Origin of the sequence: Pantoea sp. Ap-967 (assembly GCF_011752565.1) — a bacterium.
GTDB lineage: Bacteria > Pseudomonadota > Gammaproteobacteria > Pseudomonadales > Pseudomonadaceae > Aquipseudomonas.
In genome coordinates this window covers 1-15,335 of record NZ_VWXK01000020.1, presented here as the reverse complement: position 1 = coordinate 15,335, position 15,335 = coordinate 1, and the positions used below count along the sequence as shown (strand labels likewise).

At 61.3% G+C, this 15,335-nt stretch carries 8 protein-coding genes; 1 reads left to right on the top strand and 7 read right to left on the bottom strand.

All coding sequences use genetic code 11. From position 1 onward, the window contains the following. Positions 1–33: 33 nt before the first annotated feature. Positions 34–828, bottom strand: coding sequence for a tetratricopeptide repeat protein (locus F3J45_RS19855; RefSeq protein ID WP_167066648.1), 795 nt, complete (start codon positions 826–828; stop codon positions 34–36). A gap of 206 nt (positions 829–1,034) precedes the next feature. On the opposite strand from F3J45_RS19855, the gene F3J45_RS19850 reads away from it, so the two are divergent. Next, complete coding sequence (locus tag F3J45_RS19850) at positions 1,035–1,592, top strand: WYL domain-containing protein (protein ID WP_167066645.1); 558 nt, start codon at positions 1,035–1,037, stop codon at positions 1,590–1,592. Between the two features lie 154 nt (positions 1,593–1,746). Here F3J45_RS19850 and F3J45_RS19845 read toward each other — a convergent pair whose 3' ends face one another. The 6 genes from F3J45_RS19845 to F3J45_RS19820 all read right to left on the bottom strand — a co-directional run. Continuing rightward, on the bottom strand, positions 1,747–2,610 hold the full coding sequence (locus F3J45_RS19845; protein WP_167066642.1) for an ABC transporter permease: 864 nt from the start codon (positions 2,608–2,610) through the stop codon (positions 1,747–1,749). A gap of 14 nt (positions 2,611–2,624) precedes the next feature. Then, positions 2,625–3,488, bottom strand: coding sequence for an ABC transporter ATP-binding protein (locus tag F3J45_RS19840; protein WP_167066639.1), 864 nt, complete (start codon positions 3,486–3,488; stop codon positions 2,625–2,627). Positions 3,489–3,494: 6 nt separating this feature from the next. Beyond that, positions 3,495–4,514, bottom strand: a complete 1,020-nt coding sequence (locus F3J45_RS19835) for an ABC transporter substrate-binding protein (RefSeq protein ID WP_167066636.1) — start codon at positions 4,512–4,514, stop codon at positions 3,495–3,497. Between the two features lie 17 nt (positions 4,515–4,531). Then, a complete protein-coding gene (locus F3J45_RS19830; protein ID WP_167066633.1) occupies positions 4,532–5,431 on the bottom strand; it encodes a TauD/TfdA family dioxygenase in 900 nt (299 codons plus the stop codon). Between the two features lie 187 nt (positions 5,432–5,618). Next, positions 5,619–5,960, bottom strand: coding sequence for a tryptophan synthase subunit beta (locus F3J45_RS19825; protein ID WP_167066899.1), 342 nt, complete (start codon positions 5,958–5,960; stop codon positions 5,619–5,621). Between the two features lie 154 nt (positions 5,961–6,114). Then, positions 6,115–15,335: immunoglobulin-like domain-containing protein (locus tag F3J45_RS19820; protein ID WP_167066630.1), on the bottom strand; the 9,221-nt coding region annotated here is incomplete at its 5' end.

The window sequence follows — 15,335 nt, the reverse complement described above, 5'->3', positions numbered from 1 at the left end:
CGCTCCTACAGGGGCGCGTAACAGGCTTGAGTGTCAGGGCTGGACTTGATCTTCCAGCTTCATGGCCAAGGCCAGGGCGCTGCCCATCTCCACCGCCCGGTCCCGCCAGTCGTGGTAGCGTGCCCTGTCGCGCTGGCTGAAATGCACCGTCAGCTCTTCGGCCGCCTGCATCACGCCGGTTGCGGCAGCCAGTTCCAGCCAGTACAGGCCCGCCTTGGTGTCGGCCTCCACATTCAGGCCGTGCAACAGCCGGTAGCCCACCTCGAACCGGCAACGGGCCTCGCCACGTTCGGCGCCCCGCGCAAACCAGTCGTAGGCCTTGGCCAGGTCCACCTGCCATTGAAGCTCGGCATCACACACCTCTTCCTCGTACAGGTCGCCCAGCGCCGCCGCCGCATGCAGCATGCCGCGCTCGAACGCCTGGCGATAGCACTCCGCCGCCTGCACGTAGGAAGTGTCCACGCCCTTGCCAAAATAATGCTGCTGCCCCAGGTTGAACCAGGCCGGCGCACTGCCCTGCAGCGCGGCCATGCGCAACAGGTGCCCGGCCAGCACGGTGTCGGCCCGCCAATACTTGCCATTGAGCCACACCCAGCCCAGGTCGTTGAGCGCCGCCACGCTGCCTGCCAGGGCCTGCTGGCGCAGGTCGGCATACACCGCCTGCAGGTCGGAGGCTTCGTCCAGGCGGTTGACCAGCAGCGTGCGCTGGCTGGGCAGGCCAACCCCGGCGAACAGCCGCTGCCGCCTGCCGGCAGGTGCCGGTGGGCAAATGACCTGCTCGGGCAGAAGGCGGGCGAGCAGCGAATGGATATTGCTGGCAGCAGACATGTTCATCCTCATTGAACGACCCACAGGCCCGACCGCGGCTGTGATGAGGCGTGATTCTGCGCGACGTCACGTCAAAACCTGTCGCGAACGATTCAACCCATGGCAACCAAATGCGGATTACTTGATCTGAACGGCCTATGGCTAATTGCCATGACCCGATCCAGCCGCCATGCTGATGCGGCAAGCCTAGACAAGGACGTTACCTTTTGCCGTTCGCCACGACCCGTGCCACCCTCAGCCGTCAGTGGGCGCTGTTGCGCCAGCTTCCCAGCCGCTCCCCGGGCGTTACCAGTGCCGAGCTGGTGTGGCGCCTGCGTGATGTCGGCTTCAATGTCAGCAAGCGCACGGTCGAGCGCGACCTCAACGAGCTGTCGCTGATCTTTGCCCTGGAGCGCAACGACAAGAGCATTCCGTTTGGCTGGCACTGGTCGGCCAATGCCCTGGGCGAGTTGCGCGGGAATTTCGACCTGCAGGGCTATTTGCGCGGCGAATCGCTGCAGCCGGTGCCGGGTGAGGGAATGGGAATGCAGGCGTGGGTCAGTGATTCACTGGCGCGGCAGTTGCGCCAGACACCGTTGAGCGCCGATATGCAGCTCACGGCCCTGGAACAGGGGCACCGGTTGCGGGCAACGGTGGAGGATGGCTGGGCCTTGCGCTGGTGGGTGCTCAGCCAGGGGGATGGGGTGGTGGTCGAGCAGCCCCTTGGCTTGCGCGATGAGATTGCCCGGACATTGAGCAATGCGGCGGCGCAATATCAAGTATAGGGGGCTTGCGCTGGCCTGGTAGGAGCGAGCACAGCTCGCGATGGGGCGCGCAGCGGCCCCAAGGTTTTCAGCCTCGCGGCACAGGATGTTGGGGCCGCTTCGCAGCCCATCGCGAGCTGTGCTCGCTCCTACCAGGCCCACCGTCAGCGGCGGCTTAGCGCTGCATGCCCCAGCGCCGTACGGTCAGCCGCTCCAGGGTATTGAACACCAGCCCCTCGACCAGCAGACCAATCAAGATCACCACGGCCAGCCCGGCAAACACCTTGTCGGTGTACAGCTCGTTGCGGTTCTGGAAGATGTACCAGCCCAGCCCGCCCTTGCCGCTGCTGGCGCCAAACACCAGCTCGGCTGCGATCAGCGTGCGCCAGGCGAACGCCCAGCCGATCTTCAGCCCCGACAGAATCGATGGCAGTGCCGCCGGCACCAGGATATGCAGCACCAGCCGCAACCCTTTCAGGCCATAGTTGCGCCCGGCCATGCGCAGGGTTTCCGAAACTCCGAGAAACCCTGCATAGGTATTCAGCGCCAATGCCCACAGCACCGAATGCACCAACACGAAGATCAGGCTGTTGTCGCCCAGGCCAAACCACAGCAGGGCCAGCGGCAGCAGGGCAATGGCCGGCAACGGGTTGAACATCGAGGTCAGCGTGCCCAGCAGGTCGCGCCCCAGTTGGGTCGACACCGCCAGGCTGGTCAGGCCGAAGGCCAGCACAATACCCAGCAGGTAGCCTTTGAGCAGGATCACCAGCGATACGCCAACCTTGGCCGGCAACTCACCGCTGATCAACCCGTCCCACAGCGCCGCCGCCGTCTGCAGGAAGGTTGGCAACAGCAGGTCGTTGCCCTGGTAACGGGCGATGGCTTCCCAGAGCACGGCGATCACCACCAGGATCACCGCCTTGCGCAGCCAGCCGTGCTGCCACAGGCGCTGGGCCAGGGGCAGGTTGCGTTCAAGAGGCACACTGAGCAGGGGCTCCAGCTGCACCTCGTATTCCTGGCGTACAGGTGTAGGGGTCATGGCTGTAGCTCCTGTCAGTAGGCGATGCGGATGTCGTTGAAACCCAGGTCGGCGCTTGGCTCGGCGGGCTCGGCCTCGTCGAACAGCAGCCGGTGGATACGCCGGGCGCTGGCCTGGAAGTCCGCGGCGCCGAGGCTGCCGAGGTGGTACTGGTGGCTGTGCACCTCTGCCCTCACCCGCCCTGGGTGCGGCGACAGCAACAGGATGCGGTTGCCCACCACCAGCGCCTCCTCGATGGAGTGGGTGACGAACAGCAAGGTGAAGCGCACCTCTTCCCACAGCAGCAACAGCTCTTCCTGCATCTTGCGCCGGGTCAGCGCATCGAGCGCCGCGAACGGCTCGTCCATCAACAGGATCTTCGGTTGCGTGGCCAGGGCCCGGGCAATCGCCACACGCGCCTTCATGCCACCGGAAAGGGTGTGCGGATAGGCGTCGGCAAAGGCCGCCAGGCCAACCTTTTCAAGGTAATGCAAGGCCCGCTCCTGGGCCTCGGCACGCTTGAGCTGGCCAGACACCAGCAGCGGGAACATCACGTTCTCTTTCACCGTTTTCCACGGCGGCAGCTGGTCAAATTCCTGGAACACCACGATACGGTCCGGGCCTGGGCCCTTTACCGGTTCGCCCTGCAGCAGAATCTGCCCTTCCTGCGGGGTGATGAACCCGGCCACGGCCTTGAGCAAGGTGGACTTGCCACAGCCCGAGGGGCCCAGCAGCACGAAACGGTCAGCGCGGTCGACTTCGAAGCTGACCTGGTGGGTGGCCCGCACCACGCGCTGCGCGGTGCGGTATTCAAGGCTCAGGTCGTTCACCTGGAGCAAGGGCGGTGTCGCGACACGGCTCAAGTTGCTGGCCGTGTGGCCTGGCAATGGGGCGGTCATGGTCGGTCAGCTCCCCTGCAGTGGGCGTTCATCCTGGAAGAAGTAGTCCTTCCACGATTCCGGCTTGTGCTTGATGGCGCCTACCCGGTACAGGAAGTCGGCCAGTTTGTAGGTGTTCTTCGGCGTGACGGTGAACTCGTACTGCGGGTTGTCGATCAGCTTGATCAGCGCCTCGCGGTCGATCTTGGCCTTGGTCACGCGGATGTAGGTATCTGCCGCTGCGGCTTTGTCCTTCTGGGCAAAGTCCGCCGCTTCCGCCAGGGCATCGATGAAGGCCTTGTAGGTTTTGGGGTTGTCCTTGCGGAATTTCTCGGTGGCGAACAGCAGGGTCGGCGAGTTGGGGCCGAGCAGGTCGTAGCTGTTGAGCACCACGTGCACGTCCTTGTTGGCCAGCGCCTGGTCCTGGAACGGCGGGTTGGAGAAGTGCCCGTTCAGTTCGGTGCCACCGGCCAGCAAGGCCGCGGTGGCGTCCGGGTGCGGCACGGCCAGGGTGTACTTGTCGAGGCGGTTGTACGCCTTGTCGCCCCACTGCTGCGCGGCGGCGTATTGCAGGAAGCGCGACTGCACAGAAACGCCCACGGCCGGCACCGCGATGCGGTCCTTGTCGGAAATGTCGGCGATGGTCTTCACGTTGGGGTTGCTGCTGACCAGGTAGTACGGGAAGTTGCCCAGCGAAGCCACGGCCTTGACGTTCTGCCGGCCGTAGGTTCTGTCCCACACGGTGAGCAGCGGGCCGACGCCGGCACCGGCGATGTCCACCGAGCCGGACAGCAGCGCATCGTTGATTGCCGCACCGCCCGACAGCTGGGCCCAGTCGACTTCGATGTCGATGCCTTCTGCCTTGCCATGTTTTTCAATCAGCTGCTGGTCACGCACCACGTTGAGCAGCAGGTAGACGATGCCGAACTGCTCGGCAATGCGAATCTTGCCTTCGGCTTGCGCCACGGCGGGGGCCGCCAGGCTGCCGACAACCAGGCTGGCGCCCAGGCCGATACTTGCCGCCAGGCGGCTGATGGATTTGCGCATGATGGATTCCTCAGTCGTCAGAACGGGGCATCGCCCTGGATGGTGGTACGGAACAGTTTTCGGCGCAGGTGCGCGGGGCAGCCAGCGGCCAGGTGAATCAACGAACGGTTGTCCCAGAACACCATGTCGTGAGGTTGCCACTGGTGGCGGTAGATGTTCTGCTCCAGCACGCTCAGGGCGTACAGCTGTTGCAGCACGTCTCGGCTTTCGTCCTCGGGCAGGCCGACGATGCGGGTGGTGAAGCCTTCGCTGACGAACAGTGCCTTGCGGCCGTTTTCCGGGTGGGTACGCACCACCGGGTGGATAACTTCCTTCACCTGGGCCAGTTGCTCGGCGGTGAGGGTTGGGCGCCAGTTGCCCTCGAACTTTGTCTCGGCGTAACGGGCCGTGTAGGAGTGGGCGGCGCTGCGGCCTTCGACCACCCGGCGCAGGGCCTCGGGCACGGCGTCCCAGGCTTTGTGCATGTCGGCGAACAGGGTATCGCCACCTTCGCTGGGCAGCTCCTGGGCATGCAGCATGGAGCCCAGGCTTGGCAGTTCCTTGTACGACAGGTCCGAATGCCAGAACTTGCCGGCATCGCCCAGGCCAACGTTCTGGCCGTTCTCGACAATGTTGGAAACGATCAGGATCTCGGGGTGGCCGGCGAGCAGGAACTGCTTGAGCACGTGGATCTGCAGTTCGCCGAAACGGCGGCTGAAGTCAATCTGCTGCTGGGGGCTGATGCGCTGGTCACGGAACACCAGCACGTGGTGGTCGAGGTGGGCGCGATGGATACGGGTGAAATCCTCGGTGTTGACTGGTTTGGCGAGGTCCAGGCCAATGATCTCGGCGCCCACGGCACCAGAGAACGGGCGGATTTCAAAAGTTTGCGGCTGGGCGCTGTCGATGGACGACAAGGCGTTCGAGGCGGCTGGCATTGTTCACTCCCACGCAGTGCGCGACTTCAATGGCGCGCAACGATCAGAAACGCACGGGGATTTCCCGTGTGGGTTCAAGTCGTGCGGCGCATCGATTGGTCGACGGGTACGCAGTGGGTGTGACTATAAATGCATAAAAGGAATAATTTAAATACCTTTAAAGCATATCGATATGAGCGGCGAATGCCTACAGCAGCCGGTGTTCCACATCGTCCTCAATCAGGTTGCTCAGGCCGCCCAGCGCCTTGCGCGCCGAGGAACGATTGAGCAGCTTGGCCTGGGCACCGGCGGGCAGGTCGGTGATGCTGAGCACGCCTTTGGTGGTGAGCACGTCGATCAAGTCTTCCAGCACGCGGATCATGTCCAGATCGCTTTGCTTGAGCTGGCGCAGGCTGTTTTCCACCACATCGTCGGCGAACCATTGCTGGACCTCGGCGTGGTCGGCAGTCAGCACTTCCGTGTGCCCGGCGAACGGTGCGGGCTCGACACGCAGCAGGCGGCCCTCGGGGTCACGTTGTACGTAGATCAGGGCGTTCTGCAGGGACACGGTAGGCTCCTTTCTCAAGTCATTGTGCAGGGAGTAGGCCAGGCGAGTATGCGCCCCCCGCAGGTTGCAGGGAAGCGTTGGCAGATGCAGCGAAAGGCCCTACAGCGGCAGTTGCCTGCCGCTGTAGGGTGCCCGATCAGCTGTTGTGGTTGTCGATCTTGATCAGCGGGTCGGCGCCACTGATCAGCGAGCTGATCGAGGTACTGGACCAGTCCACACCCTTCATGGTGATGGTGGTGTCGATATGGTTGGCACCATCGGTCACGTTCAGCTCACCTTTGCTGCTCACCTGCAGAACGCTCTCGCCATTGACGGTAGAGATCTTCAGGTAATCGGTGATGTTGCTGCCCTTCTCGCCCTGCAACAGGTCGCTGAGGTCGAGGCGGTCACCTTCGGACGCCTTGAAGTCGGTGATCGTATCGTTACCGGTGTGCCCCGCTTTCCAGATGAACAGGTCGGCGCCGCTGCCACCGGTGAGGGTGTCATTGCCTTTGCCGCCGATCAGCGTGTCGTTGCCGGCACCGCCGAAGATGATGTCGTCGCCATCGGTACCCAGCAGGGTATCGTTGCCGCTGGTCCAGGCCGGGGTGGTCGACGCCGTGGCACCCGGGCCGGACGCTGTCAAGGTCACATACAGGTGCGCGGTATCAGTATCCCCATCCGGCTGGGTCAGCTTGTACTCAAACGAATCCACATGGCCGGCACCGTCTTTGTTAGCCGTCGGTTGGTAACTATACGAGCCATCCTTGTTGATGGTGAGCTCGCCATATACGCCGGTGACTTTCATGCCTGCAGTCACATCCACCCAACTGCCGTTGACCTTGATCGACAGGGTAGAAGTTTCGCCGTTAGCACCCCATGTGTCGTTGGTTGCCACAGAGCCAGTGACCGGGTCTGCGCTCCATACGGTTGTAGAGGTAGCAGGCACACTGACTTTGAAATCGTCGAAAGTAACCGACGCATTGGTGTAGTTGTAGTAGCTGTCGTCATGAACGGTCAGCAGGATACGATACTGGGTCGCCGCGTCCAAAGGATCAGTAGTGATCGTCGACGATCCTGCAGTGATCGAACCACTCTGAACCGCAGTCCAGTTCTTGCCATCAAGGCTTTTGTATAGCGTCCAATTCGCAGTGTCATTCGCGGTTTCATACCAAGTGCTGTAAGACGACAACGAAGCATTCGCCGTAAACGACAATTTCTCGCCGGCGGCAACTCCCGTTGTGTAAACAGGAGTCATCGCTTGAGCGTCACCGTTACTCGAACCGTTGTTGTCGGTCAGTACCAGGTTATTACCACTAGTGTTGCGTTTGGCGTCTTGCCCAGTGCTATTGCTCAGGGTTGTGGACTGCCAGCTAGTGAGGTTGATCTTCAAGATATCGTTGCTGCCCAGGTTCGACGTACCCTGGTTCACCGAGCTGAACTTCCAGGCGGAGCTTTCATTACTAGTGAAGGTTGCCAGGGTTGAGACGGAGGCGCTGGTAGTGACTGTTTTCGAAACCAGGTTAGCCGTAATGTCATCATTGGCCGCGATCGCATCGCTGCGGTCCTTCACGGTCAGGGTCAGGGTCGACGACGCGGTGGCGCCGTTGGCGTCACGGATGGTGAATTTCAGCTCGGCCGACAGGTCGTTGGCAACGTCCTGGTTGTCCTTGCCCGAGAAGGTGTAGCTACCGTCACCCTTGATGATCACCTTGCCGACGTTGCCCAGGTCGATGGTCTTGCTGTCGGTGGCACTGGTGAACGTGTAGGTCACGCCGCCGTACTGCACCGAAGTCAGTTTCCAACCGTTGGCTGCCCAGCCAGCGGTGCCGCCGGTGGCGTTGGCGGTGATATCGCCAGACACCGCGCTGCCGCCGATGCTGCTGACCAGCGCCTGGGTGAGGCTGCTGAGGGTGGTGTCGACCACCATCACGTGGTCGTCAGCAGCACCCGTGGTGATGCTGCCAGCGGTTTCGCCCGGCTTCCAGCCCACCGGCTCCAGGGCATCCTTGTTGGCGTTGCTGAGGCCGCCGAAGCCCACGGCGAAGGAGTCGGCGAAGCCTTTCTGGTTCAGGAAGCTGATCCAGTTGTTCTCCACGACGCTGCCCTGGTTAGGCGCACCGTCGGACATGAACACCGACACCAACTTGCTGCCACCTGCTGGCGGCGCGGTGTAGTTGTTCATCACCGTGTTCAGCGCGTTGGCGTAGTTGGTGGTGCCGGTGGCCTGCAATTTGTTGATCGCTGCCAGCGCGTCATCGAGGTTGGTGAACCAGCCACCATCCTTGCCCGAGCTGACGAACGAAGCGCTGCCCGAGAAGTTGACGATGAACACCGAGTGCACGGTGCCGGACTCGAACAGGTTCTTCACCGCATCCTTGAGCATTTCCAGGCGCGACTTGTACGGGCCGCTGCCATCCGGGTCACTGCCCTGCTGGCCGTTGCCCGCCGGGCCCATACTGCCCGAGGTGTCGAGGATCAGCACCACGTCGGCGCCGCCGGAAGTGCCGCTTTCCACAATCGAGTTCGACGAGTTGCCGACAATCTGCGGCCCCTTGTCGTTGTCGAAGATGGTGCCGGTGGCCGAGTTCTGGCTGCCTACGGCCAGGTTCTCGTAGAAGTTGTTGTTGTCGACCACCTGCTTGATGGTGGCCGTCAGGGTTTCGTCGCTCTCGATCTTGGTGTCGTCGTAGGTCTTGACGTTGAACGAGGTGCTGCTGTTGCCACCGCTGATGGTCACGCTGGTCGGCAGTGTGCCTTCCACATCGGTGCTGTCGGCAGTACCGCTCCACTGCAGATTGACCGTTACCGACTTGCCAGTTGGCACAGTGATGGCATGGCCGTTGGCATCTACCAGCTCGACCTTGTAGGTGAACGTGCCACCTTCGGTGACCGAGCTGTTGAGGATGCTGATCTTGGCGTAGACGGTGTCGATGGTGTCAGCGATGGTCGCGGTCGCGGTGGCACCGGTGAGGTTGACGTTCTCGTAGTTGCCGCCGGTAACGTTGGTCACGGTCGCAACGAGGGTGCTCGCGTCCTTGAACACGTCTTCGGTGTTCGGGTTAGGCACCGACAGGGTGCCCTGGCCCGCGGCATTCACGGTGACCTGGTACAGCACGCCGGCCACGCTCACGGTGAGGATGGTCGCACCAGCGCCTTGCGGCGGGTTGCTCAACGCGAAGTGGAAGTTGACGGTGCTGTCGGCCTCGGTGGCTGGGTCGGCAGTGACCGTGACGAAGGTGTCGTCAATGGTATCGACGACGATCGCCGTGGCTTTCGCGCCGGTGACATCACCTTTCTCGAAGTTGCCGCCATTGATGGAAGTCACCGTGGCGGTCACGGTGCTGACATCCTTGTAGACGTCTTCGGTGTTGGTGTTCACCACGCTCAGCGTGCCATAGCCGTCGGCGTTCAGCGTGACCGTGTAGGCCTTGCCATCGACATCGACGCTGAGGCTGGCCGGGTAGCCGGCCTGCGGTTTGGCGCTGAGCTGGAACTCGAAGTTGACGTTGGCGTCGCCTTCCTGCGCGTTGTGCGCGGTGATGGCAACGGTAACCGGGGTTTCGGTGTCTGCGATCTGCGCAGTGGCCGTGGCGCCGGTAGCGATCTTCTCGAAGTTACCGCCGGTGCCGCCGGTGACGGTGGCCGTCAGGGTGCTGGCGTCTTTGTAGACGTCTTCACCGTTCGGGTTAGGTACGGCCAGGGTGCCCTTGCCGTCGGCGTCGATGCTGACGGTATAGCTGGCGGTGCCAACCTGCACAGTCAGGCTGGTTGGGTAGCCAGCTTGTGGCTTGTTGCTCAGCTGGAAGTCGAAGTTGACGTTGGCGTCGGCCTCGGTCGCGTTGTGAGCGGTCACGGTTACGGTGACCGGGGTCTCGGTGTCCGCGATCTGGGCAGTGGCGGTGGCGCCGGTGGCGATCTTCTCGAAGTTACCGCCGGTGCCGCCAGTGACGGTGGCCGTCAGGGTGCTGGCGTCTTTGTAGACGTCTTCACCGTTCGGGTTTGGAACAGCCAAGGTGCCTTTGCCGTCAGCATCAATGCTGACGGTGTAGCTGGCGGTGCCAACCTGCACAGTCAGGCTGGTTGGGTAGCCAGCTTGTGGCTTGTTGCTCAGCTGGAAGTCGAAGTTGACGTTGGCGTCGCCCTCGGTCGCGTTGTGAGCGGTCACGGTTACGGTGACTGGAGTCTCGGTATCTGCGATCTGAGCGGTGGCCGTGGCGCCAGTGGCGATCTTCTCGAAGTTACCGCCGGTGCCGCCAGTGACGGTGGCCGTCAGGGTGCTGGCGTCTTTGTAGACGTCTTCACCATTCGGGTTTGGTACAGCCAAGGTGCCTTTGCCGTCTGCGTCGATGCTGACGGTATAGCTGGCGGTGCCCACCTGCACAGTCAGGCTGGTTGGGTAGCCAGCTTGTGGCTTGTTGCTCAACTGGAAGTCGAAGTTGACGTTGGCGTCTCCTTCGGTCGCGTTGTGAGCGGTCACGGTGACGGTGACTGGAGTCTCGGTATCTGCGATCTGAGCAGTGGCCGTGGCGCCAGTAGCAATCTTCTCGAAGTTACCGCCGGTGCCGCCGGTGACAGTGGCCGTCAGGGTGCTGGCGTCTTTGTAGACGTCTTCGCCGTTCGGGTTTGGAACAGCCAAGGTGCCTTTGCCGTCAGCATCAATGCTGACGGTGTAGCTGGCGGTGCCGACCTGAACAGTCAGGCTGGTTGGGTAGCCGTCTTGTGGCTTGTTGCTCAGCTGGAAGTCGAAGTTGACGTTGGCGTCGCCTTCGGTTGCGTTGTGAGCGGTCACGGTTACGGTGACTGGCGTCTCGGTATCCGCGATCTGGGCAGTGGCCGTGGCACCGGTAGCGATCTTCTCGAAGTTGCCGCCGGTGCCGCCGGTGACGGTGGCCGTCAGGGTGCTGGCGTCCTTGTAGACGTCTTCACCATTCGGGTTTGGAACAGCCAAGGTGCCTTTGCCGTCGGCATCAATGCTGACGGTGTAGCTGGCGGTGCCGACCTGGACAGTCAGGCTGGTTGGGTAGCCGTCTTGTGGCTTGTTGCTCAACTGGAAGTCGAAGTTGACGTTAGCGTCGCCTTCGGTTGCGTTGTGAGCAGTTACGGTCACGGTGACCGGGGTTTCGGTGTCCGCGATGTTCGCCGTAGCAGTAGCGCCAGTGGCGATCTTCTCGAAGTTACCACCAGTGCCGCCAGTGACGGTGGCCGTCAGGGTGCTGGCGTCTTTGTAGACGTCTTCACCGTTCGGGTTTGGAACAGCCAGGGTGCCTTTACCGTCGGCGTCGATGCTGACGGTATAGCTGGCGGTGCCGACCTGAACAGTCAGGCTAGTTGGGTAGCCGTCTTGTGGCTTGCTGCTCAACTGGAAGTCGAAGTTGACGTTAGCGTCGCCTTCGGTTGCGTTGTGAGCGGTCACGGTGACGGTGACTGGAGTCTCGGTATCTGCGATCTGAGCAGTGGCGGTGGCGCCAGTAGCAATCTTCTCGAAGTTACCGCCGGTGCCGCCGGTGACAGTGGCCGTCAGGGTGCTGGCGTCTTTGTAGACGTCTTCGCCGTTCGGGTTTGGAACCGCCAAGGTGCCTTTGCCGTCGGCGTCGATGCTGACGGTGTAGCTGGCGGTGCCGACCTGAACAGTCAGGCTGGTTGGGTAGCCGTCTTGTGGCTTGTTGCTCAGCTGGAAGTCGAAGTTGACGTTGGCGTCGCCTTCGGTCGCGTTGTGAGCGGTCACGGTTACGGTGACTGGCGTCTCGGTATCCGCGATCTGGGCAGTGGCCGTGGCACCGGTAGCGATCTTCTCGAAGTTGCCGCCAGTGCCGCCGGTGACAGTGGCCGTCAGGGTGCTGGCGTCTTTGTAGACGTCTTCACCGTTCGGGTTTGGAACAGCCAGGGTGCCTTTGCCGTCAGCATCAATGCTGACGGTGTAGCTGGCGGTGCCGACCTGGACAGTCAGGCTGGTTGGGTAGCCGTCTTGTGGCTTGTTGCTCAGCTGGAAGTCGAAGTTAACGTTAGCGTCGCCTTCGGTCGCGTTGTGAGCAGTCACAGTCACGGTGACTGGAGTCTCGGTATCTGCGATCTGAGCAGTGGCCGTGGCGCCAGTAGCGATCTTCTCGAAGTTACCGCCGGTGCCGCCAGTGACGGTGGCCGTCAGAGAGCTGGCGTCCCTGTAGACGTCTTCACCATTCGGGTTTGGTACGGCCAGGGTGCCTTTGCCGTCGGCGTCGATGCTGACGGTATAGCTGGCGGTGCCGACCTGGACAGTCAGGCTGGTTGGGTAGCCGTCTTGTGGCTTGTTGCTCAGCTGGAAGTCGAAGTTGACGTTAGCGTCGCCTTCGGTCGCGTTGTGAGCAGTTACGGTCACGGTGACCGGGGTTTCGGTATCCGCGATCTGCGCAGTGCCAGTGGCGCCAGTCTCGATCTTCTCGAAGTTGCCGCCAGTAGCGTAAACAACTTCAGCCGTCAGACTGCTGGCATCTTTGTAGACATCTTCGCCGTTCGGGTTGTCGACCTGGAGCGACCCTTTGCCGTCCGAGTCGATATCAACGGTGTAATCGTGGCCGTCGACACGCACCACCAGTTGCACCTGGATACTGCCCGCTTCCGGCTTATGGCTCAGTTCGAAGTTGAAGGTAACTTTGGCGTCGCCTTCGTTGCCGTTTACACCGGTTACCTTCACGGTCACTGGGGTCTCGGTGTCAGCAACGATCGCAGTTGTCGTAGCGCCGGTCAGGTCGACACCTTCGTAGTTGCCGCCGTTAACAGCGGTGACGGTAGCAGTCACGGTCGAAGCATCTTTGTAGACGTCTTCAACGTTGGTGTTCGGAACCTGGAGGGTGCCTTTACCGTCTGCATCGACGTTTACGGTGTAGATGGTGCCGCCGACATCCACGGTCAGGGTGGTTGCACCCTGCGGCTTGTTGCTTAGCTGGAAGTTGAAGGTGACGTTTTCGTCGCCTTCTTTCGCTGGCAGCGAGCTGACGGCCACGGTGGTGTTGTCGATGGTGTCTTCGACAGTCGCGGTGTTGGTCGCGCCAGTCAGATCAACACCTTCGTAGTTACCACCATTCACGGCAGTCACAGTCGCGGTGACGGTCGAAGCGTCTTTATAGACATCTTCAACGTTGGTATTCGGAACCTGCAGGGTACCTTTGCCATCCGCATCCACTGTAACGGTGTAGATGGTGCCGCCAACGTCGACGGTCAGGGTGGTGGCGCCCTGTGGCTTGTTGCTCAGCTGGAAGTTGAAAGTGACGTTTTCGTCGCCTTCTTTTGCTGGCAACGAGCTGACGGCCACGGTGGTGTTGTCGATGGTGTCTTCGACAGTCGCGGTGTTGGTCGCGCCAGTCAGGTCCACGCCTTCGTAGTTACCACCGTTAACGGCGGTGACGGTGGCAGTAACGGTCGAAGCATCTTTGTAGACGTCTTCAACGTTGGTGTTCGGGACCTGGAGGGTGCCTTTACCGTCCGCATCCACAGTGACGGTGTAGATGGTGCCGCCAACGTCGACGGTCAGGGTAGTCGCGCCCTGTGGTTTGTTGCTCAGCTGGAAGTTGAAGGTGACGTTCTCGTCGCCCTCTTTCGCTGGCAGCGAGCTTACGGCCACGGTGGTGTTGTCGATGGTGTCTTCGACAGTCGCGGTGTTGGTCGCGCCAGTCAGATCAACACCTTCGTAGTTACCACCATTCACGGCAGTCACGGTCGCAGTGACAGTCGAAGCATCTTTGTAGACGTCTTCGACGTTGGTGTTCGGGACCTGGAGGGTGCCTTTACCGTCCGCATCGACGTTTACGGTGTAGATGGTGCCGCCGACATCCACGGTCAGGGTAGTCGCGCCCTGCGGCTTGTTGCTCAGCTGGAAGTTGAAGGTGACGTTTTCGTCGCCTTCTTTCGCTGGCAGCGAGCTTACCGCCACGGTGGTGTTATCGATGGTGTCTTCGACAGTCGCGGTATTGGTCGCGCCAGTCAGGTCCACGCCTTCGTAGTTACCGCCGTTAACAGCGGTGACGGTGGCAGTCACGGTCGAAGCATCTTTGTAGACGTCTTCAACGTTAGTGTTCGGGACCTGGAGGGTACCTTTACCGTCTGCATCCACGGTAACGGTGTAGATGGTGCCACCGACATCCACAGTCAGGGTGGTCGCACCCTGCGGCTTGTTGCTCAGCTGGAAGTTGAAGGTGACATTTTCGTCGCCTTCTTTTGCCGGCAGCGAGCTGACGGCCACAGTGGTGTTGTCGATAGTGTCTTCGACAGTCGCGGTATTGGTCGCGCCAGTCAGGTCCACGCCTTCGTAGTTACCGCCGTTAACAGCGGTGACGGTGGCAGTCACGGTCGAAGCATCTTTGTAGACGTCTTCAACGTTAGTGTTCGGGACCTGGAGGGTACCTTTACCGTCTGCATCCACGGTAACGGTGTAGATGGTGCCACCGACATCCACAGTCAGGGTGGTCGCACCCTGCGGCTTGTTGCTCAGCTGGAAGTTGAAGGTGACGTTCTCGTCGCCTTCTTTTGCCGGCAGCGAGCTGACGGCCACAGTGGTGTTGTCGATAGTGTCTTCGACAGTCGCGGTATTGGTCGCGCCAGTGAGATCAACACCTTCGTAGTTGCCACCATTAACGGCAGTCACAGTGGCGGTAACGGTAGAAGCATCTTTGTAGACGTCTTCGACGTTGGTGTTCGGAACCTGCAGGGTGCCCTTACCGTCCGCATCCACTGTAACGGTGTAGATGGTGCCGCCAACATCCACGGTCAGGGTAGTCGCACCCTGCGGTTTGTTGCTCAGCTGGAAGTTGAAGGTGACGTTTTCATCACCTTCTTTCGCCGGCTCAGACGAAACAGCAACAGTGGTGTTGTCGATGGTGTCTTCGACGGTGGCGGTATTGGTCGCGCCAGTCAGATCAACACCTTCGTAGTTACCACCATTCACGGCAGTCACAGTGGCGGTAACGGTCGAAGCGTCTTTGTAGACATCTTCAACGTTGGTGTTCGGAACCTGCAGGGTGCCCTTACCGTCCGCATCCACTGTAACGGTGTAGATGGTGCCGCCAACATCCACGGTCAAGGTGGTGGCGCCCTGCGGCTTGTTGCTCAGCTGGAAGTTGAAGGTGACGTTTTCGTCGCCTTCTTTTGCTGGCAGCGAGCTGACAGCCACGGTGGTGTTGTCGATGGTGTCTTCGACGGTGGCGGTATTGGTCGCACCGGTCAGGTCCACGCCTTCGTAGTTGCCGCCATTCACAGCGGTGACGGTGGCAGTGACAGTCGAAGCGTCTTTATAGACATCTTCAACGTTGGTATTCGGAACCTGCAGGGTACCTTTGCCATCCGCATCCACTGTAACGGTGTAGATGGTGCCGCCAACGTCGACGGTCAGGGTGGTGGCGCCCT